This window comes from Xanthobacter autotrophicus (genome assembly GCF_030015065.1).
GTDB lineage: Bacteria > Pseudomonadota > Alphaproteobacteria > Rhizobiales > Xanthobacteraceae > Xanthobacter > Xanthobacter autotrophicus_D.
In genome coordinates this window covers 1-19,962 of record NZ_JAIVFN010000090.1, presented here as the reverse complement: position 1 = coordinate 19,962, position 19,962 = coordinate 1, and the positions used below count along the sequence as shown (strand labels likewise).

At 69.6% G+C, this 19,962-nt stretch carries 20 protein-coding genes and 1 other RNA gene; 4 read left to right on the top strand and 17 right to left on the bottom strand.

The annotated features are described in order from the left end of the window. Positions 1-119: 119 nt before the first annotated feature. The 3 genes from K9U40_RS16685 to K9U40_RS16675 form a co-directional block, all read right to left on the bottom strand. Positions 120-1,148: an ABC transporter substrate-binding protein gene (locus tag K9U40_RS16685; RefSeq protein WP_282891265.1), complete on the bottom strand. Its 1,029-nt coding sequence runs from the start codon at positions 1,146-1,148 to the stop codon at positions 120-122. Positions 1,149-1,214: 66 nt separating this feature from the next. Further along, positions 1,215-2,243 (bottom strand): substrate-binding domain-containing protein, encoded by a 1,029-nt coding sequence (locus K9U40_RS16680; protein WP_282891264.1) that lies wholly within the window; start codon positions 2,241-2,243, stop codon positions 1,215-1,217. 199 nt (positions 2,244-2,442) lie between these two features. Beyond that, entirely contained in the window at positions 2,443-3,129 is a 687-nt protein-coding gene (locus tag K9U40_RS16675) for a hypothetical protein (protein WP_282891263.1), read from the bottom strand. 139 nt (positions 3,130-3,268) lie between these two features. On the opposite strand from K9U40_RS16675, the gene K9U40_RS16670 reads away from it, so the two are divergent. Continuing rightward, positions 3,269-4,054, top strand: coding sequence for a response regulator (locus K9U40_RS16670; protein WP_282891267.1), 786 nt, complete (start codon positions 3,269-3,271; stop codon positions 4,052-4,054). Continuing rightward, on the top strand, positions 4,051-5,334 hold the full coding sequence (locus tag K9U40_RS16665; protein WP_282891262.1) for an ATP-binding protein: 1,284 nt from the start codon (positions 4,051-4,053) through the stop codon (positions 5,332-5,334). Before K9U40_RS16670 ends, K9U40_RS16665 begins: the two co-directional genes overlap by 4 nt. Before the next feature lie 103 nt (positions 5,335-5,437). On the opposite strand, the gene K9U40_RS16660 is transcribed toward K9U40_RS16665, so the two are convergent. From K9U40_RS16660 to K9U40_RS16625, 8 genes are all read right to left on the bottom strand, one after another. Continuing rightward, complete coding sequence (locus tag K9U40_RS16660; RefSeq protein WP_282891261.1) at positions 5,438-6,319, bottom strand: 3-hydroxybutyryl-CoA dehydrogenase; 882 nt, start codon at positions 6,317-6,319, stop codon at positions 5,438-5,440. A 318-nt stretch (positions 6,320-6,637) separates the two neighbouring features. Further along, a complete protein-coding gene (locus K9U40_RS16655) occupies positions 6,638-7,582 on the bottom strand; it encodes an electron transfer flavoprotein subunit alpha/FixB family protein (protein WP_282891260.1) in 945 nt (314 codons plus the stop codon). Continuing rightward, the gene (locus K9U40_RS16650; RefSeq protein WP_282891259.1) at positions 7,582-8,331 is read right to left on the bottom strand and encodes an electron transfer flavoprotein subunit beta/FixA family protein; all 750 of its coding nucleotides are present in this window, start codon (positions 8,329-8,331) and stop codon (positions 7,582-7,584) included. Before K9U40_RS16650 ends, K9U40_RS16655 begins: the two co-directional genes overlap by 1 nt. 182 nt (positions 8,332-8,513) lie before the next feature. Then, positions 8,514-9,245: a rhomboid family intramembrane serine protease gene (locus K9U40_RS16645; RefSeq protein ID WP_282891258.1), complete on the bottom strand. Its 732-nt coding sequence runs from the start codon at positions 9,243-9,245 to the stop codon at positions 8,514-8,516. 224 nt (positions 9,246-9,469) lie between these two features. After that, positions 9,470-10,051: a cob(I)yrinic acid a,c-diamide adenosyltransferase gene (locus K9U40_RS16640; RefSeq protein ID WP_282891257.1), complete on the bottom strand. Its 582-nt coding sequence runs from the start codon at positions 10,049-10,051 to the stop codon at positions 9,470-9,472. A 100-nt stretch (positions 10,052-10,151) separates the two neighbouring features. Further along, positions 10,152-10,346 carry a twin transmembrane helix small protein gene (locus K9U40_RS16635; protein WP_282891256.1) on the bottom strand — a complete coding sequence of 65 codons (195 nt, stop codon included), beginning with the start codon at positions 10,344-10,346 and terminating at the stop codon, positions 10,152-10,154. A 30-nt stretch (positions 10,347-10,376) separates the two neighbouring features. Then, positions 10,377-10,883: a TspO/MBR family protein gene (locus tag K9U40_RS16630; protein WP_282891255.1), complete on the bottom strand. Its 507-nt coding sequence runs from the start codon at positions 10,881-10,883 to the stop codon at positions 10,377-10,379. Between the two features lie 70 nt (positions 10,884-10,953). Beyond that, entirely contained in the window at positions 10,954-11,400 is a 447-nt protein-coding gene (locus K9U40_RS16625) for a host attachment protein (RefSeq protein ID WP_282891254.1), read from the bottom strand. A 283-nt stretch (positions 11,401-11,683) separates the two neighbouring features. Here K9U40_RS16625 and K9U40_RS16620 point away from each other — a divergent pair, with 283 nt between their 5' ends. Then, positions 11,684-11,983 carry a hypothetical protein gene (locus K9U40_RS16620; RefSeq protein WP_282891253.1) on the top strand — a complete coding sequence of 100 codons (300 nt, stop codon included), beginning with the start codon at positions 11,684-11,686 and terminating at the stop codon, positions 11,981-11,983. A 148-nt stretch (positions 11,984-12,131) separates the two neighbouring features. On the opposite strand, the gene K9U40_RS16615 is transcribed toward K9U40_RS16620, so the two are convergent. The 6 genes from K9U40_RS16615 to K9U40_RS16590 form a co-directional block, all read right to left on the bottom strand. Further along, complete coding sequence (locus K9U40_RS16615) at positions 12,132-14,459, bottom strand: Tex family protein (protein WP_414114872.1); 2,328 nt, start codon at positions 14,457-14,459, stop codon at positions 12,132-12,134. A 191-nt stretch (positions 14,460-14,650) separates the two neighbouring features. Then, positions 14,651-14,971 carry a YbaB/EbfC family nucleoid-associated protein gene (locus K9U40_RS16610; protein ID WP_282891252.1) on the bottom strand — a complete coding sequence of 107 codons (321 nt, stop codon included), beginning with the start codon at positions 14,969-14,971 and terminating at the stop codon, positions 14,651-14,653. A gap of 68 nt (positions 14,972-15,039) precedes the next feature. Beyond that, positions 15,040-16,920, bottom strand: coding sequence for a DNA polymerase III subunit gamma/tau (locus tag K9U40_RS16605; RefSeq protein WP_282891251.1), 1,881 nt, complete (start codon positions 16,918-16,920; stop codon positions 15,040-15,042). A 172-nt stretch (positions 16,921-17,092) separates the two neighbouring features. Further along, a complete protein-coding gene (locus K9U40_RS16600) occupies positions 17,093-17,341 on the bottom strand; it encodes a hypothetical protein (protein ID WP_282891250.1) in 249 nt (82 codons plus the stop codon). Positions 17,342-17,539: 198 nt separating this feature from the next. Further along, positions 17,540-17,638: signal recognition particle sRNA small type (gene ffs, locus K9U40_RS16595), an RNA gene on the bottom strand. Between the two features lie 52 nt (positions 17,639-17,690). Then, positions 17,691-18,389, bottom strand: a complete 699-nt coding sequence (locus K9U40_RS16590) for a winged helix-turn-helix transcriptional regulator (RefSeq protein WP_282891249.1) — start codon at positions 18,387-18,389, stop codon at positions 17,691-17,693. A 212-nt stretch (positions 18,390-18,601) separates the two neighbouring features. Here K9U40_RS16590 and K9U40_RS16585 point away from each other — a divergent pair, with 212 nt between their 5' ends. After that, positions 18,602-19,747 (top strand): acyl-CoA dehydrogenase family protein, encoded by a 1,146-nt coding sequence (locus tag K9U40_RS16585; RefSeq protein WP_282891248.1) that lies wholly within the window; start codon positions 18,602-18,604, stop codon positions 19,745-19,747. The last annotated feature ends 215 nt before the right edge of the window (positions 19,748-19,962 follow it).

Below are 19,962 nucleotides of genomic sequence, written 5' to 3'. Positions count from 1 at the left end.
GCTGGGGAGGGGGAGAGCGCCGGTGGTTTTCCCGCCGTCGGGCGGCCAAGCGTCAAGCGTGCTGCCCCCTCCCAACCCTCCCCCGCAAGCGGGAGAGGGCTTTGGCTTGGCTCCTTCCCTCACTTCACCGCGTTCAGGTAGGCCTCGGAGAAGCCCTTCTGTGCGGCTTCCATCTTGGAGTAGTCCACCGGCTTGGCGCGGGCATAGTCGGTGGCGGGCAGGAAGCGGCTCGCCACTTCCGGCGGCAGCTTGATGTCGCGGGCCGGGCGCAGATAGGCCTTGGCCCACATGGTCTGGCCCTTGTCGGACAGCACGTAGTCCAGCACCTTCTTTGCCGCCTCGGGGTGAGGCGCGCCCTTCACCATGGTCATCACATAGGGCACCACCACGCTGCCCTCGCAGGGGATGACGAACTCGAAGTGGCCCATGTCCGAGTAGCGGGCGCGATAGGCGTTGAAGTCGTAGTCGAACAGGATCGGGATCTCGCCGGAGACCACGCGGGCATAGGAGGTCTGCTTCGGTACGATGGGCTGGTTCGCCTGGAGCTTCCTGAAGTATTCGATGCCGGGCTTGAAGTCGTCCAGCGTGCCGCCCATGGCGCCGTTCACCGCCACCGCGCCCACATAGCCCACGAAGGCGCTGGTGGGGTCGAGATAGCCCACGAGACCCTTGTATTCGGGCTTCAGCAGGTCGGCCCAGCAGGCCGGCACCGGGGCGCCGCCCAGCGCGTCCTTGTTCACGAACAGGCCGAGCGTGCCCGAATGGATGGTGAACCAGTTGCCGTCCTTGTCCTTCAGCCCCGCCGGGATCTCGGCGAAGCCCTTGGGCTCGTAGGGCTGGGTCACGCCGGCGTCCTTGGCCTTGATGCCGAAGGTGACGCCCAGATAGGCCACGTCCGCCACCGGGCTCGCCTTTTCGGCAAGGATCTGGGTGAGGGACTGGCCGGAATTCTTGTTGTCCTGAGGCACGTCGATGCCGAGGTCGGCCTTGATGGCCTTCAGCATGGAGCCCCAGTCGGCCCATTCGGGCGGGCAATTGTAGCAGATGGCGTCGGCCGCCGCGGCGGGGCGGCCGCCGAAGGGAAGCGCCGCGAGGGCGAGCGCGGCGAAGGTACCGGCTTTGAGGAGACGGGAAAGGGTGGGGCGCATGGCTGGCCTCAGGGTCAGGGGCGGAAAGTGGGCGTGTCGGGCTACCGCTGGGGGCGGCCTTCGGCTCTAAACTCTGGGAACGGGTGCTTCAGGAGCGAGCGTTCCGCCGGGGCGGAGCGTGAAGGGCAGGCGCTCGACACGGGGCGGGGCCCCCGCCTCGATCATGGTGAAGAGCATCGCCACGGCGTGCTCCCCCATGAGGCGTGTGGGCGTGTCCACCGTGGCGAGGGTGGGATGGACGGCGCCGCCCAGGGCGATGCCGTCGAAGCCGGCGACGGAAACGTCGTCCGGCACGCGCAACCCGAGCGTGCGCAGGGCGCCGACGACCGACAAGGCGAGCAGGTCGTTGGAGCAGAGCGCCGCCGTGGGCGGTTCCGGAGCGCGGAAGAGGCCGGCGAGGGCCTCGGCATGGCTCGGCGCATCGCCGAGATAGTCGAGCTCGAGGGGGGCCTCGGGCTCAAGGCCGGCCGCTTCCATGGCGGCGCGGTAGCCTTCGTGGCGGCGGCGGGCGCGATCGGAGGTGGCGAAGCGCCCGGCGAGATAGGCGATGCGCCGGTGGCCGGCCGCGATCATGGTCTGCGTCAGGGCGAAGGTGGCGGCCGCATTGTCCACGCACACGGCGGCCCGCCCGGGGCGGGTCGGCTCGTTGTGGACCAGGACGTAGGGGATGCCTTCCGCATCCAGCAGGTCGAGAGTGGCGTTCTCGGCCGCGTCGGCGACGGTGAGGATGAGGCCGGCCACGTTCTGGGCCACCAGCGTTTCCACCAGCTCGGACTCGGCGGCGGGGTCATAGTCGGTGGCGGTGAGCAGCAGCGTGTGCTGGCGCTCCCGCGCCGCCGATTGCATGCCGGCAACCGAGGCGGCGAAGACCGGATTCGTGAGGCTGGGAATGACCACCCCCAGCGTCCGGGTGCGCAGTGTCTTCAGCGCGCGACCGATCTCGCTCGGACGAAAGCCCAGCTCGGCGACGGCGGCGCGCACGCGCGCGTCCACGTCTGCGCTGGTGGGCGCCGAGCGGTTGATGACGCGGCTGACCGTGGCGATGGAGCATCCGGCGCGTTCAGCGACGGTGCGAATGGTGACGATGCGTGCCATCGCGCGATCCTGAGGCCGGCAGCTGGACAGCGTCCAGCCCGTGAAATCGTTTTCACAAACATATTGCACGAAGCACGACAGGCGTATGACCGGGGGCGAAACCCCGGTGCGCAAATGCGGACAGCGGGCGTGCAGAAGCACGCCCGCTGTGGGGAGGGGAGGATCAAGGGCGGCGAGACTCCCCTCCTTCCTGGAGCCTCTACCGGGGCGGGAGGCGATCGGGTGGGCCGCCGGGCGCGCCGCGCGGGGGCGGCGTCATGCCGGGAGGCGGAGGCGGTGGTGGCAGGAGAGCCGGCTCGATCTGGGCCAGCTTCTGGATCTGCGCCTGCGACAAGCGGATTTTGAGGGTTTCCACGGCCTGCTTCAGCCGCGAGCCGGCCTTGCCGGCTTCCTCGTCGCGCGTTGCCAGGGCCGTGATCAGGGCGAAGGGCGCAGCCGCCGCGGCGGGGTCGGCGGGAGGGGGCGGCGGCGGAAGCAGCGGCACCGCGTCCTGAAGGGCGTCGGTGAAGTCGCGCCAGGCATCCATCTGGTTGGGCCGGATGCCGATGGCGGTCTCTGCGGCGGCCAGGGCACGGGCAAGACCCAGCGGGCCGCGGTGTGGCCCGGTTGCACCAGGCGGATGTGGAGGACCGGGCGGCCGCGCCCCAGGCGCGTCCGGCATTCCCGGTGGCGGCAGCCTTGGGCCATCCGGGGGCGGAGCCTCCATGCCCTGGCCTGCCATGGCAAGCGCCGCGGTGCGCATCGGGGCGGCGGAGGTCGCCTGCGGCAGCCGGTCCTGCGTCTTCGAGACGGCGGGACCCGACATGGATGCGACGAAGCCTGCCGCCGCCAGCAGGGCAATGGTGGCGCCGGCGAGAAGCTCGATGCGCAGAGGCTTGAAGGACAAGGGGGCCTCCTGTCTGTTCTCAGGTTGGACGCAGCTTGATCCCCTCCCGTTGCTGGCGAAGGTCGGGATATGTCCCAAGGTGTCGGCGGGGCGCGAATTTGTATCGCAATGTTGCTCGCCGCCCATGGGCAACGCTTCGATGCAATGGAGGGCGCGGCGGCGCGGTGTCTCGGCTAGAATCGGTGAAAAGGAGACGCCGGTGCAGTCTGAAGGCGCTACGCACATACTGGTCGTCGATGACGATCTCGAAATCCGGAAACTGCTCGGGCGCTATCTTGCAGCCCAGGGCTTCCGCGTCACCACGGCCGGCGACGGACGGGAAATGGAGGAGAAGCTCGCTACCCAGCGCATAGATTTCGTGGTGCTCGACCTGATGCTGCCGGATGCGTCCGGCCTCGATCTGTGCCGCGCCCTGCGCAACCGCTCGCGGATCCCGGTCATCCTTCTCACCGCCCTCAAGGAGGATGTGGACCGCATCATCGGGCTGGAGATCGGGGCCGACGACTATCTCGGCAAGCCGTTCAATCCGCGCGAGCTGGTGGCGCGCATCCGCGCCGTCCTCCGGCGCACCGGCGGGACCGAGCCGGCGCCTGTGGCCGTCAACGCGTTCCGCTTCGACCGCTTCCGCGCCGAGCCGGAGTTGCGGCGCGTGACCGATGCCGAGGGCATCGAGATCGCGCTGACCGGCGCCGAGTTCGACCTGCTGATGGCGTTCCTGGAGCGGCCGGGCCGCATCCTCTCCCGCGAGCAGTTGCTGGACATCACCCGCGGCCGCGAGGCCGGACCGTTCGATCGTTCGGTGGACGTGCTGGTGAGCCGGCTGCGGCGCAAGCTCGGCGACCAGGGGGCGTTCCAGATCCTGAAGACCCTGCGCAATGGTGGCTACCAGCTGGCGGTGCGCGTGGACCGGGAGGAGGCCTCGTGAGGACCCTGCGCGCGCAGGTCACCGCGCTTCTGGTGGTGGCGCTGGTGGTGGTGATCGCCCTCGCCAATGGCGCGTCCTTCTTCCTGACCCGTCCCGACTGGCCGCCCTTCGAGAAGATCGGCGAGGCGGCTCAGGACGTGGCCCTCCTCGCCGATCTGGCCGCCTCGGTGCCGTCGGACGCCCGGCTGTCCGGGGGGAGGGCGGCGATCCAGGCCGCGCCCCCGGAGGGCGAGATCGACGGGGAGGCGACACGCCGGCTGGGCGACACGCTGGGCCGGCTCGGCCGCGCCATGCCCGTGCGGGTCTACCAGCCCGGCCCCGGCGGCCCGCCCATGACCGCCGTGGGTCTCGCGGACGGGCGCTGGCTGGTGCTGGAGCGGCGGTTCGGTCTCATGCCCCCGCCGGGCCCGCCGGGCGGCACCTTCGGCTTTGCCACCTGGCTGGCCTTCATGCTGGCCGGGGTGACGCTGGTGGTGGTGATCGCGGTGCGGCGGCTGACCAAGCCCTTGTCCCTCATCGAGGAGGCGGCCCGGGGCATCGGTCCCGATGGCGAGCTGCCCGTGCTGCCGGAGGAGGGGCCGGCCGAGGTGCGCGCGGCGGCGGCCGCCATCAACCTCCTGTCGGCCCGGCTCAAGGTTGCCATGGACAGCCGCATGCGCATCGTGGCCGGCGCCGCCCATGATCTGCGCACCCCGCTCACCCGCATGCGCCTGCGCGCCGAGTTCATCGCCGACGACGAGGAGCGGGCGCACTGGCTCTCCGATCTGGAAGAGCTCGACCGCATCGCCGACAGCGCCATCCGGCTGGTGCGCGAGGAGGTGGAGGGCGGCCCGGAGGAGGAGGTTCGCTTCGATGATCTGGTGGAGGGCGTGGTGGCGGAAGTGGCCGAGGCGCGGCGTCCGGTCCGCCTGGCCGGGACGTCACCGGTGGCGGTGCGTGGGCGTCCGCTCTCGCTGAAGCGGGCGGTGCGCAACCTGATCGTGAATGCCGCGACCCATGGCGGCGGCGCGCGGGTTGCCGTCAGCGCCGAGGCGGGCCGCGCGGTTCTGATCATCGAGGATGACGGCCCCGGCATCCCCGAGGCGCTGATGGGGCAGGTGTTCGAGCCGTTCTTCCGGGTGGACCCGGCGCGTCAGGTCAGCATTCCGGGGGCGGGGCTGGGCCTTGCCATCGCCAACGAGATTGTCTCCCGCCACGGCGGCCGCCTCACCCTCGCCAACCGGCCCGGTGGGGGCCTGTTGCAGCGTGTGGATCTGCCCGGGGTGGCGGTGGAGGCGTGAGACCCGAGCCCCTCTCCCGCCTGCGGGGAGGGGCGAGTTGTTTTCCGTGCCGCTGCTTGGGCCACCGTCCCGACCGCTCCCGAGGGGGCGGCGCCGCCATGGTTCAGCGGGTCGGGACCGGCTTCTCGCCGCGATAGTCGTAGAAGCCGCGCTGGGTCTTGCGGCCGAGCCAGCCGGCCTCGACATATTTCACCAGCAGCGGGCAGGGGCGATACTTGGAGTCCGCCAGGCCTTCGTGCAGCACCTGCATCACCGCGAGGCAGGTGTCGAGGCCGATGAAGTCGGCCAGCTGCAGCGGCCCCATGGGGTGGTTGGCGCCGAGCTTCATGGCCCGGTCGATGGAATCCACGCTGCCGACGCCCTCATACAGGGTGTAGATGGCCTCGTTGATCATGGGCAGCAGGATGCGGTTGACGATGAAGGCCGGGAAGTCCTCCGCCACCGCATAGGTCTTGTGCAGCCGCGTGACGAACTGCTTCGAGCTTTCGAAGGTGTCGTCGTCGGTGGCGATGCCGCGCACCAGCTCCACCAGCTCCATCAGCGGCACCGGATTCATGAAATGAATGCCGATGAAGCGCTCGGGCCGGTCGGTGGCGGCCGCGAGGCGGGTGATGGAGATGGAGGAGGTATTGGAGGCGAGCAGCGCGTCGGGCCGCAGCACGGCGCACAGGCCGGTGAAGATCTTGCGCTTCACCTCTTCCTTCTCGGTGGCCGATTCGATCACGAGATCGCAGTCGGCCAGGTCCTCGGTGCGCTCGGCGGCGGCGATGCGCGCCAGGGCGTCCTGGCGGGCCTCCTCGGTGACCGTGCCCTTGGAGACCTGCTTGGCCATGTTGCCGTTGATGGTGGCAAGGCCGGACCGGATGCGGTCGGGGTCCGCGTCATTGAGGAATACGTCATAGCCGGCGAGGGCGCAGACGTGCGCGATGCCGTTGCCCATCTGGCCTGCGCCGATGACCCCGACCTTCTTGATCTCGAGCGGCATGATTCTCTCGTTTCACCTTGATGCCGGGGGGAGGAGCCGGCGCCCCTGATGACAGCGGCCGGGACGCACCCGGCCGCCTGTTTCTAGAGCATTTTCGCGCTTCGTTGAATGGTCCCTAAGTCGCTCGAAAACGTCTTGGCCCTGGAGTACGCGCCGGTCGGATTGCACCGCAACCCGACCGGACAACAGGTTCTCTGTCTTGAATTGAGAGGGCGATTCGCCGATCAGATTGATGCAATCTGATCGGATCGCGCTCTAGCTTCTTGAGTTATCGCATTTTCTTCACGCGAACCGGTGCCCACTTCGCTCGAAAATGCTCTAGCCCTTCACCTTGGCGAGTTCCGCCTTCAGCTCGGGGATGACGGTGTTGATGTCGCCGACGAGGCCATAATCCGCCACCTGGAAGATGGGGGCCTCCTCGTCCTTGTTGACGGCGACGATGACCTTGGAGTCCTTCATGCCGGCGAGATGCTGGATGGCGCCGGAAATGCCGAGCGCGATATAGAGCTCGGGCGCCACCACCTTGCCGGTCTGGCCCACCTGCCAGTCATTGGGGGCGTAGCCCGCATCCACCGCCGCGCGCGAGGCGCCCACCGCGGCGCCCAGCGCATCGGCCAGCGGCTCGATCAGCTCGGCGAACTTCTCGCGCGAGCCGACCGCGCGGCCGCCGGAGACGATGATCTTCGCCGCCGTCAGCTCCGGACGGTCGGAGGCCGCGATGGCCTCCTCCACGAAGCTGGAGACGCCGGGATCGGCCACCGCCGCGACGGCTTCCACCGCCGCCGAGCCGCCCTCGGGCGTGGCGGCGAAGGAGGCGGTGCGCACCGTGATCACCTTCTTCGCGTCACCCGACTTCACGGTCTGGATGGCGTTGCCGGCATAGATGGGACGCTCGAACGTGTCGGGGGCCACCACCTTGATGATGTCCGACACCTGCATCACGTCCAGCAGGGCGGCCACGCGCGGCAGCACGTTCTTGGCCACCGCAGTGGAGGGGCCGACGATGGCGTCATAGGCCGGGGCCAGGGACACGATGAGCGCGGCGAGCGGCTCGGCGAGGCGATGGGCATAGAGCGCGTCGTCGGCGAGGAGCACCTTCTCCACGCCGGAGAGCTTGGCGGCCGCGTCGGCGACGGCCTGCGCCCCCTGGCCGGCGACCAGCACGTGCACCGGGCCTCCGAGGGCGGCGGCGGCGGTGAGCGCCTTGGCGGTGACGCCGTTGAGAGCCGAATTGTCGTGTTCGGCGAGCAGCAAAGTTGCCATCAGATCACCCCCGCCTCGTCCTTGAGCTTCGCCACCAGCTCGGCCACCGAGCCCACCTTCACGCCCGCCTTGCGGCCCGCGGGTTCCGCGGTGGAGAGCACGGTGAGGCGCGGCGAGACATCGACGCCGTAATCGTCGGGCGTCTTCTCGGCGATGGGCTTCTTCTTCGCCTTCATGATGTTGGGCAGCGAGGCATAGCGCGGCTCGTTGAGGCGCAGGTCCGTCGTTACGATGGCCGGGCCGTTGAGCTTCACGGTCTGCAGGCCGCCGTCGATCTCGCGGGTCACCAGCACCGAGCCGTCCTCGGGCACCACCTTGGAGGCGAAGGTGCCCTGGGGCCAGCCCAGCAGGGCGGCGAGCATCTGGCCGGTCTGGTTGCAGTCGTCGTCGATGGCCTGCTTGCCGAGGATGACGAGGCCGGGGGTTTCCTCGCCCACCACGCCCTTGAGGATCTTGGCGACGGCGAGCGGCTCCACCGTGGCGTCGGTCTTCACCAGGATGCCGCGGTCGGCGCCCATGGCCAGCGCCGTGCGCAGGGTCTCGGAGGCCTGGGCCGGGCCGATGGAGACGGCGATCACCTCGGTGGCCTTGCCGGCCTCCTTCAGGCGCAGGGCCTCTTCCACTGCGATCTCGTCGAACGGGTTCATGGACATCTTGACGTTTGCAAGCTCCACGCCCGAACCGTCCGACTTCACCCGTACTTTTACGTTGTAATCCACCACCCGCTTAACGGGCACCAGGATCTTCATAGAGGCGTGCTCCCCGTTCCCGAAATATCGACCGGCGGTCGAAAAGTCGCTCCGGTCTCCAAGTCTTCCGCGTCTTCCCTGCATTGCAGCATTTTGTGTGGGCCGGCAACGTAAGAGTGGCCGGAAAGTGTGTCAACGCCCGCTCTTGCGGGCCTCGCCAAACCCGAAGGGGCGTGCGCCGGTCACGGTTCGCTCTTGCGGGGCTCCGGCCGGCTCGGTACCCCGGAGGGATCGCGATCCAGAAGCGCCACCCCCGGCCGGCGCATCACCGTCACCAGCGCCGCTCCGGCGAGGAAGCCACCCACATGGGCCCACCAGGCGGTGTCATGGTCGCTGCTCGCCAGGATCTGCCAGACCTGCAGCGCGAACCATGCGCCGATGGCCCAGTAGGCCGGTACCCTGAGCGGGATCTTCATGAGCACCAGCGCCCACAGCCGGATGTTGGGGTGCAGGACCAGATAGGCGGCGATCACCCCCGCCACCGCGCCGGACGCCCCCACCAGGGGCGCCTCGGAGGCGGGGTCGGCCACCACGTGGGCGATCCCGGCCAGGATGCCGCACAGGAGGTAGAAGACCAGGAAGCGCCAGTGGCCGAGCGCGTCTTCCACATTGTCGGCGAACACGAACAGGAAGGCCATGTTGCCGATGAGGTGCAGCCAGCCGCCATGCAGGAACATGTAGGTCACGAGGCTGAGGGGTGCCGGCAGGCGCGCATAGCCCTCCGGAAGCACGGCTTCGCCGCTGACCACCGCCGGAATGGCGCCGAAGGCGAGCACGCCGGCCTCGCTCACCTCGCCGAACGCGCCATGCTGGAGCGCCACGAAGACGAACAGGTTGAGCGCCAGCAGCGCCCAGGTGACGTAAGGGCGCCTCACATGCTCCAGGGGGTTCGCATCGGCGATGGGAACAAACATGGCCAAGGCCTTCCGCAGGGCGCCCCGTCCGCGCCCGTGCCCTGAAGCGTAAAGCATTTTTCAATGCAATGGACACCGGGGGCGGGGCAGAAAATGCGGCGGCATGATGGCGCGCGCGGGACCGGCGGCTTGCGCCGCGCCAACCGGGGGCGCCGGTGTCACCCCTTCGTCGGGGCGGCGCCCTGGCCTGGCCCCTTCGCCACGGCTGGCGGCGGGACCCTGTTTCAGGCGCGGCTCGCGCCCGGCACCCAGAGCACGTCGGCGGCGCCGCGGGCATTGGCGTAGCGGCCGGCCACGAACAGCAGGTCCGACAGGCGGTTCACATACTGGATGGCGGGCCGGCCCACCGTTGCGTCCGGCTGGTGCGACAGCTCCACCATGATTCGCTCCGCCCGCCGGCAGACGGTGCGGGCGAAATGCAGGTGCGCCGATGCCGCCGTGCCCGCCGGGAGGATGAAGGATGTGAGGGGAGACAGCTCGGCGTTGAGGGTGTCGATGTCCGCTTCCAGCCGGGTCACCTGCTCGGGCACGATGCGCAGCGCCGATCCGGGCGCCTCGTCCGCGCCGGGGGGCACGCACAGGTCGGCGCCGAGATCGAACAGGTCGTTCTGCACCCGCATGAGCATGGCATCGAGGGCGGCCTCGCCGGCGAGATGCAGGCGGGCGACGCCAATGGCGGCGTTGGTTTCATCCACCGCGCCATAGGCATCCACCCGCAGGTCGTACTTGGCGACCCGCGCGCCGGTGCCGAGCCCGGTGGTGCCGTCGTCGCCGGTGCGGGTGTAGATCTTGTTCAGCTTGACCATGGCGTGCCGCGTTCCCCCGGTGTTCCGTTTCCGTGCCCAGACGACCGCCCGATCACTGCCGTCCCGGTTCCTGCCGGCCCAATTCCTACCGCCCCAATTCCTACCGCCCCATGGCGAAGATGGTGACCATGACAAGGATGATGGCGAGGAACTGGAACAGCACCCGCAGCTGCATCAGGCGCTGGGAGCGCTGGGGCGAGCCGCCGGACGCGAAATTGAACAGGCCGAGGAAGAGCACACCCGCCACGAGGGCCAGAGCCAGCGGGATGAAGAGATAGATGGACCAGTGGAGCATGGCAGACCTCGAGGACGCGGCGGCGGCACGTCAGTTGAGGACGACGATGGCCGCGTTCAGCGTGGAGGCGTAGCACACCCAGGCCAGATAGGGCACCAGCAGCCATCCGGCCGCGCGGTCGAGCCGGAAGGCGGCGCGCATGGCCAGTGCCAGCACGACCAGCAGGGCAAGGATGATGGCAAGACCCGCCAACGGCATCCTGAGCGCGAAGAACACAGGGGACCAAAGGGCATTCAGCGCGAGCTGGCCGAGGAAGAGGGCGATGGCCGCGCGCCGCGCCGGCGAGGGCGCCACGCGGTCCCACAGCCGGTGGAGGGTCAGGGCCATCATCAGGTAGAGGAGAGTCCAGGCGATGGGGAAGGCGGCGTTGGGCGGCGTCCATGGGGGCTTCTGAAGGCCTTGGTACCAGCCGGGGATGGCGGGCGCCGTGACGGCGCTTCCAACCGCGGCAACGCCCCCCACCAGCACGAGGCAGGCAAGAAGCCGAAGCCGCGACACGGCGCAGGGGGAAAGCGATCTCGACTGGATCAGCGACATGATTCACCGTTCGCGTTCCGACCCTGTTCGCCGAACGCTGCGGCCCGCCGGATCGGTTCCGGGGGTAGGCTCAGGTGGCGATGTGGCGGCCGATCTCGTCCACGGGCAGCTTGACGAGGTCCTTGGGGATTTCCCCATCGACGAGGCCCTTCACCTTGGCGCTCAAGGCATCGCGCAGGGTGCCCAGCGCCTTGGGTGGCGCCACGAGGAGGATGCGCTGAGGCACCGTGCCGGCGGCCACCAGCACCCCGAGCCGCTCGGCGAGGCGGCCGAGGAAGGCGGCTTCGGCCTGGGCGTGGAGGTCGGTCTCCTCCACGGCGCTGCGCGCGGTGGTGGCGGATTCGTGCACGCGGCCGGGGCGGTCGGTGCCGAGCTCGGCCGTGCCGGAGTGAGGCTCGGCAAAGCTTTCCACCACGCTGAGCTTGGGCGCGGGGGCGATGCCGGCATCGGCCAGAAGGATGGCCTTCGCACCGTCGCACACCACCACGAGACGATTCGCCTTTTCGAGCTTCGTCATCTGCTGCCTCCCGTTGTTGCCTTGATCCCCGGCGCCCGCCATCGGCGGGGCCGGAAGCGATAAAAGCCTGTCACATCCTGCGCCCTGCCGCCTTGACCCCGTCACCTTGACATGGGGCATTCCTGCGACTTTGTGCCGGCGCGGGAAGGCTTGCCGCCATCAAAGGCGCGTGAGAGCATCCCCATTGCGAAACTGAAAAGCCCTCCGGGCTGTTCCGTCGCATCCGACATGAAGTCTCGTCCGGCGTTTCGTTTGCCGTGCGTTCATGAGGGGAGGCCTTGCGATGCCGTTTCTCGTCCGTTTCCTGCTGCGGCACGCGGCCATCGGGGTCGGCGTGGCCGCGGTCTTCGTCGCCTTGCTCGCCGCCTTCGACGTGGCGCACCTGGGCACCCTCTTCCGCACGTCTGCGGACGGGCCGCTGGCGCTGGCCGTGCTGACTCTGGCCCTCGGCGTCACCTTCGGCAGCGTGCAGATGGGCTTCGCCGTGATGCTGATGAGCGACAAGGACGAGCCGCCGCGCGGCCGCCGCATCCGCCTGACCCGGCTGGTGCCGCGTCTCGCCCGCGTGCACGCGGGGCGCTGACGCCACCTTGTGCCGGGGCCGGGGTGCCCCTGCGGTATTTTCACCAATGAACGGGCGCAAGATTTGAACGGCCGGGCCATGCCCGGCCTTCGTGTTTCTGCATCCAGCTCGCCTGTCCGGTCCCGACTGCAGGCAGGCTCAGCGCAGTCTACTGGCCCTTGCGCCGCAGGGCATCGGCCAGCGCGGCCCCGAAGGCGCCCTGGGCGGGCCTCTCCTTGGGTGGGGGGTCTCGACGGCCTTCATTCGGGCGCGGTTCCTGCGGCCGGCCCGCAGGGGGCCGCCCGCCCGCGTCGTCCTTGCGCATGGAGAGGGCAATGCGCTTGCGCTTCACATCCACCTCCACCACGCGCACCTTTACCACGTCGCCGGCCTTGACCACCTCGTGGGGGTCCTTCACGAACCGGTCCGCCAGGGCCGAGACGTGGACCAGCCCGTCCTGGTGCACGCCGATGTCCACGAAGGCGCCGAAGGCGGCCACGTTGGTCACCGTGCCTTCCAGCACCATGCCGGGCTTGAGGTCGCTCATTTCGTGGACCCCCTCGGCGAAGGTGGCGGTCCTGAACTGCGGGCGCGGGTCGCGGCCGGGCTTTTCCAGCTCGGAGAGGATGTCGCGCACCGTGGGCAGGCCGAAGCGCTCGTCCACGAAGGCGCGCGGGTCCAGCGCCTTCAGCGCCGCCGTGTCGCCCATGAGCGCGCGCACGTCGCGCCCGCAGGCGGCGACGATCTTCTTGGCGAGGTCATAGGCTTCCGGATGCACGGCGGAGGCATCGAGCGGCTCCGCCCCCTCCGCAATGCGCAGGAAGCCGGCGGACAGCTCGAACGTCCTCGGGCCGAGGCGGGCGACCTTCAGCAATTCCTTGCGGGTCTTGAACGGCCCCACCGTATTGCGATGGGCGACGATGGCCTCCGCCAGCGAGGCGCCGAGGCCCGACACGCGCGCCAGCAGCGACGCGGATGCGGTGTTGAGATCCACGCCCACGGCGTTCACCGCATCCTCCACCACCGCGTCGAGGGCTTTGGCGAGGCGGGCCTGGTCCACGTCGTGCTGGTATTGGCCGACGCCGATGGCCTTGGGCTCGATCTTCACCAGCTCCGCCAGCGGATCTTGCAACCGCCGGGCGATGGAGACGGCGCCGCGCAGGGACACGTCGATGTCCGGCATCTCCGCCGCCGCCGTGGCGGAGGCGGAATAGACCGAGGCGCCGGCCTCGCTCACCACAACCTTGATGGGGTGCGGCGGCGGCAGCATGCCGAGGAGATCCGCCACCAGCTTGTCGGTCTCGCGGCTCGCGGTGCCGTTGCCGATGGCGATCAGCTCCACCTTGTGCTGGCGGATGAGGTGTGCCAGCGCCGCGCTCGCCCCCTGCACGTCGTTGCGCGGCTGGAACGGATAGACCGTGGAGGTGGCAATGAGCTTGCCGGTGCCGTCCACCACCGCCACCTTCACGCCGGTGCGGATGCCGGGGTCGAGGCCCATGGTGGCGCGCGAGCCGGCGGGGGCGGCGAGCAGCAGATCCTTGAGGTTGCGGGCGAAGACGCGGATGGCTTCTTCTTCCGCCCGCTCGCGCATCTCGCCCATCAACTCCACGGTGAGGTGGAGGGAGAGCTTCACCCGCCACGCCCAGCGCGCCACCTCCAGGAGGAAGCCGTCGGCCGGCGCGCCATTGGCGAGGGGAATGCCGAAGGCTTCCGCCACGATGCGTTCGGTGGGCTTCACCGGGGTGGTGGCGTCCTCGTCCATCACCAGATCGAGGGTCAGCATCTCCTCGTTGCGGCCGCGCAGCATGGCGAGCACGCGGTGGCTGGGGGCGGTCGCCCATTTTTCCGAATGGTCGAAATAGTCGCGGAATTTGGCGCCGGCCTCCTCCTTGCCCTCGGCCACCCTGGCCTTGATCACGGCATTGGCCTTCAGGTGTGCGCGCAGGCGGCCCACCAGCTCCGCATTCTCGGCGAAGGTCTCGACCAATATGTCCCGCGCCCCGTCGAGGGCGGCCTTGATGTCCGTCACCTGCTCGTTGAGGAAGGCCGCCGCGCGCTCGGCGGGGGCGATGGAGCGGTCGGCGAGGATGGCCTCGGCCAGCGGTCCCAGCCCCTTCTCGCGGGCGATCTCCGCCTTGGTGCGGCGCTTGGGCTTGTAGGGGAGGTAGAGGTCCTCCAGCTCCGCCTTGGTGGTGGCGGCGTCGATCTTGCCGCGCAGCTCGCCCGTGAGCTTGCCCTGCCCGTCGATGGAGGACAGCACGGCGGCGCGCCGCGCCTCCAGCTCGCGCAGGTAGGACAGGCGCTCTTCCAGGGTGCGCAGCTGGGTGTCGTCGAGGCCGCCCGTGACCTCCTTGCGGTAGCGGGCGATGAAGGGGACGGTGGCGCCTTCGTCGATGAGGGACACGGCCGCGCTGACCTGCGCCGGGCGGGCGCTGATCTCGGCGGCGATGATGCGGGCGATGGTCTCGCTCATTCCCTGCGGTGCGGCGGCAGCCATGGGCTCTCCTTCGGATTCGGGGCACACCCCCAGACGGTGAATCGCCCTCTAAACTATTGAACAGAGACGGATTCAGCTATTCGACGCCATCGCAACGCGATGACGTCGAATAGCATCCGGCTCTAGCCGAGCAATGGGGCGCTGTCACGATGAGGTAATCAGGCGCCGCCGCCCGCGGTGGAAAAGCCCCCTCAGAACAGGTTCAACCCCGGTGGCAGGGCGAGGCCGCCGGTGAGGCTCTTCATCTTTTCCTGCATCACCCGTTCCGCCTTGACGCGGGCATCCCCCAGGGCGGCGACGACGAGGTCCTCCAGGATCTCCACCTCGTCCGGCTTCGCCAGCGAGGGGTCGATGCGCACGGCCTTGCACTCGCCCTTGGCGGTGACCCGCACGGTGACGAGGCCGCCGCCGGAGGCGCCTTCCACCTCGGTCTGCTCCAGCTCCGCCTGCATCTGCTGCATGCGCTCCTGAAGCTCCTTGGCCTGCTTCATCATCCCCATCAGGTCGCGCATGGCCTCATCTCTCCTTCAAATGGTGGGGGCCCGCGCGGCGGCCTTGCCCGGCCGCCCGCGCGGGTGTTTCAGAACTCGATCTCGTCGTCCGGGCCGGGGCCGGCATAAAGGTCCTCCTCCGAGGGGGCGAGGACCTCGGCGTCGATGGGCGCCTCCTCGCGGGTGCGCACGTCCACCACCTCGGCGCCGGGGAAGCGGGCCAGCACGGCGGCCACCAGCGGATGGGCCTTGATGCCCTCCTCGCGCTCGGCGCGCACGGCGGCGTGCTCCTCCGCCAGCGTCGGCCCGCCGGCCTTCGAGGAGGTGGAGACCAGCCAGCGCCGGCCGGTCCATTCGGAGAGCTTGCGGGACAGGTCCTGGATCACGCTCGCCGGAGCGCCGGGCACGACCGCCACCTCGATGCGGCCATCCTCCACATGCACCGGGCGCAGCGCCGTTTCGATCGCGTGCTTCAGGGCCAGGTCGCGCCTGGCGGAGGCGAGCTGCGCCACGTCGGCGAGGCTGGAAAGGCGTGGGCCTTCCGCCGGCGCGGCCACGGCCACGGGGCTGGGCGTCGCGCGCATCTGCGGGCGCGCCTCGGCGGGACGGGGAGCCAGGGACAGCCGTGCTCCACCGCCTCCACCGCCCCCTAAGGGGGTGGACGGCGGGGCCGGCGCATCGGCGACGGGCTCGTCCTTCAGGCGCCGCAGGGCTTCGTCCGGGGTGGGCAGGTCGGTGGCATAGGCGAGGCGCACCAGCACCATTTCCGCCGCCTGGGCGGGCTTGGGCGCCTGCTGCACCTCGCCGATGCCCTTGGTGAGCATCTGCCACGCCCGCGCCAGCACCCGCATGGACAGGCCCTGCGCCATCTGAAGCCCGCGCACCCGCTCCGCCTCCACCAGCGCCGCATCCTCGGCCGCGTCGGGCACGATCTTGAGGCGGGTGACGAGGTGGGTGAATTCGGCGAGATCCGTGAGGATCACCGCCGGGTCGGCGCCGGAATCGTACTGGTCGCGGAATTCACCGAGGGCGCGGGCCATCTCGCCCTTCATCAGCGCTTCGAACAGGTCGATGACGCGCCCCTTGTCGGCGAGGCCCAGCAGCCGTCGCACCTCTTCCGCGCCCACCGTGCCGCCGCCATGGGCGATGGCCTGGTCGAGCAAAGAGAGGCTGTCGCGCACCGAGCCTTCCGCCGCCCGCGCCACGATGGCGAGGGCCTCCGGCTCGATGGTGACGCCTTCCCTGGCGCAGATGCCGGCAAGGTGCGCGGCCAGTTCGCCCGCCTCCACGCGCCGCAGGTCGAAGCGCTGGCAGCGCGAGAGCACGGTGACCGGCACCTTGCGGATCTCGGTGGTGGCGAAGATGAACTTCACATGCTCCGGCGGCTCCTCCAGCGTCTTCAGCAGGCCGTTGAAGGCCGCCGTGGAGAGCATGTGCACTTCGTCGATGATGTAGACCTTGTAGCGCGCCATCACCGGGCGGTAGCGCGCGCTCTCGATGATCTCGCGGATGTCGTTGATGGAGGTGTTGGAGGCCGCGTCCATCTCCATCACGTCCACGTGGCGCGATTCGATGATGTCGCGGCACTGCCTGCCCATGACCGACAGATCGAGGCTCGGCCCGCCCGCGCCCCCGTCCATGGGCTCGTAGTTGAGCGCGCGGGCGAGGATGCGGGCGGTGGTGGTCTTGCCCACGCCGCGCACGCCCGTGAGGATATAGGCCTGTGCGATGCGCCCGGATGAAAAGGCGTTCCTCAAGGTGCGGACCATGGCCTCCTGGCCGATGAGGTCCGTGAAATTCTGAGGGCGGTACTTGCGGGCCAGCACGCGATAGGCGGCGGGGGCCGGCGCAGGGCCGGCGGTGGGCTCGGCAGCCTGCGGCGCAGCCTTCGCCTGCGGCGTACCGGCCGGCGTGCCGAGATCAAGCCCCGGCCCGTCGTCGTCCTGGTGCGCGCGCGTATCCTCGCTCATGAAGCCGGCCTGCCTGACGATGATGTGTCGGAACCTGCCGTCCGACACATCATACATAGCATCCGGCACGCCCACGTCGATGGGCGCCGGCCGGAAAGGGCCGGCTCGCGATGCCGGTCTGTTGATTGCGGGGCGCGCGGCAGGCCTGGGCCATGCCCGGTCCCGGCGTGCCCTACTTGGCCTTGGGGGCTTCAGTCTTCGGAGCTTCAGGCTTGGGCGTCTCGGGCGCGGGAACGCGCACGCAGATGTAGCGCCGGTAGCCCTGCTCTACGGCTTCCTTGTGCTTGGCATCGAGCCGGGCGGGCACGTTCCTGGCGATGGCGGCCTTGCAGGCATCCTCGGTGGGATAGCTGGTGTCGCGGTTCACCACCGCTTCCGGCTTGGCAAGGGCGCTGAGGACGAGGACGACGACAACCCACATGGGAGCCTCCTTGGGATGGGCCGTCTGTCTCTATCCCCCAATCCGAACCGGATTGCGACCGGGGCGCGGCAATTCACAGGGGTGAAGGAGCGCGGCACGGCCCCTCGCCTCCCGCCGTCAGGCCTGGCCGTGACGCGGCGGGAGATGTGCCCCGCGGCGTTCAGCCCGGCTTCGGTCGTGCGCTTCGATTGTGCGAAGGGTGGGAGGCTGGACGAAGACCCGAGACCGGGCTCGTTGGGGCTGCTTCCTTCCGGACCTGACCCGGTTGGCGAGTGGCTCGTCCACCGCCAACCTCCCGAGGGCTATATGGCAGGGGGCAGGGAGGATGGCAAGGGGGAGGCCCCCGCTCCTATGCTACCTTCTTGCGCGTCTTGGCGAAGGGGCTGAGGCCGAGCCAGGCCTGCATGTTGGCGGCCAGCGCGGGTTCTCCGGTGAGCGTCAGGCGCCGTTCGTCCAGCGCCGCGCGCACGGTGTCGAGGCCCATCCAGATCGCGGTCATGGTCCTGAGGTCGCTCGCCACGTAGAGATCCACGTCGAAGCCGGGATCGACGCTGCACAAATCCACGTCCACCTGCGGCTCCACCATGAGCCACCATGAGCGCTGCGCCGCCGACAGCTCCGGATACAGGAACTTGATGACGCTGCGCCGCTTCGGCATGGGTGTGGGATCGAGGTTGCGGCGCATGTCCCACATCAGCAGCGAGACATCGAGATGCTGCAGCGACAGCTCCGTCTCCACCCAGCGCTGCCCCCAGACGCCGAAGGCCTCCACCAGCGGCCCCAGTTCCTCCCCGGCGGCGGTGAGGCGGTATTCAAAGATGCCGGTCTCGGTGCGCGAGGCCGCGCGATAGACGATGCCGGCCGCCTCCAGCTCCTTCAGCCGCTGCGACAGCAGCGCCGGCGACATGCGCGGAACGCCGCGCCGCAGGTCGTTGAAGCGGGTGGATCCCGCTACCATCTCGCGCAGCAGCACCACCGTCCAGCGCGTGCAGAGGATCTCCGCCGCCATGGCCACCGGACAGAACTGCCTGTAGCTGCCTTGCGTCATCATTTCCTCTGGAGTGCGATCCGGAGAGAACGGACCGATCCGATCGGCGCGTGCTTCAGAAAACCCGAGACAGCAGGTTACGCCTTCGGGGCATGGCGGCCAAGTTCATTTTCTGTATTGGCCCGCTTCAGTTCCTGAACTAGCACGAGGCCGCCAGAATTGGGCATTATCCATCTCCAGGCAAGGGCTATGAAAACCGCCGGAGGATGGAAATGTCTGCAGCGATTCAAGCAGCGATTGAACCCGTCAGGACCGATTGGCTTGCGCAGGTCGATAATACCGCCGACGAAATCGGCGCGCATGCCGCCGAGCACGATGCGCACGAGAGCTTCGTCTCCGACACCTTCCAGAAGCTGAAGGCCGAGGGCTTCTTCAAGGCGCTGGTGCCGGAGGAGTTCGGCGGCGGGGGCGCCGGCGTCGCCGACATCTGCCAGGTGGTCCGCCGCCTGGGAGCGCAGTGCGGCTCCACCGCGCTCGCCTTCTCCATGCACTCACACCTGGTGGCCACCGCCGCCTGGCGCTGGCGCCACCAGAACGCGCCCACGGACGGCCTCTTGAAGCGGGTGGCGGCCGAAAACCTCGTGCTGGTCTCCAGCGGCGGCTCGGACTGGCTGCGCAGCGAGGGCACCGCCACCCCCTGCGAGGGAGGCTTCCGCATCAATGCGCGCAAGGTCTTCTCCAGCGGCTGCCCGGCCGGCGACCTGCTGATGACCAGCGCGGTCCATGACGACCCGGAGGCCGGCCCCACGGTGCTGCACTTCGCCGTGCCCTTCACGGCGCCGGGGGTGACGGTGCTGGACACCTGGCACGTGATGGGCATGCGCGGCACCGGCTCCCACGACGTGCTGCTGCGCGACGTGTTCGTGCCCGCGGCCTCCATCGCGGGGCGGCGGCCGCAGGGCAAGTGGCACCTGCTGTTCCACACCATCAGCATGATCGCCTTCCCCATCATCTATTCGGCCTACATGGGGGTGGCCGACGGGGCGCGGGCGACGGCGCTGGAGATCGGCCGCCGCCGCGGCTTCGACACCGGCCTGCCCGCCCGCGTCGGCGCCATGGAGAATGCCCATGCCATGGCCGGCCTCGCCCTCGACGCCATGGTGCGCATGGCCGGTGGAGCGATGCCGGGACCCGAGACCACCAGCCGGGTCATGACCGCCCGGACCCTGGCCGGCCGCGGCGCCATTGAGACGGTGGAGCGGGCCATGGAAGTGGTGGGCGGCGCCTCCTTCTATCGGGACCTGGGCCTGGAGCGCGCCTTCCGCGACGTGCAGGGCGCCCGCTTCCACCCGCTGCGCGCCGACGAGCAGGCGCTTTTCACCGGCCGGGTGGCGCTGGGGCTGGACGTGGACGGGTAGGAGCGGGTCGCTCAAGCGCAGAGGCCGGAGCCGGATCGGCTCCGGCGCACACGCGCCCTCGCACCGGTGGCCCGGTGCGGGGGCGTTGGTGTTTTGGGGCGGGAGGCTGGACGAAGACCCGAGTCGGGCGCGTTGGGGTCGCTTTCGCCCGGACCTGAGCGGAGTCGGCGAGTGGGTGGCCCACAGGCAACCTATTGAGGGGGTTGTGGCAGGGG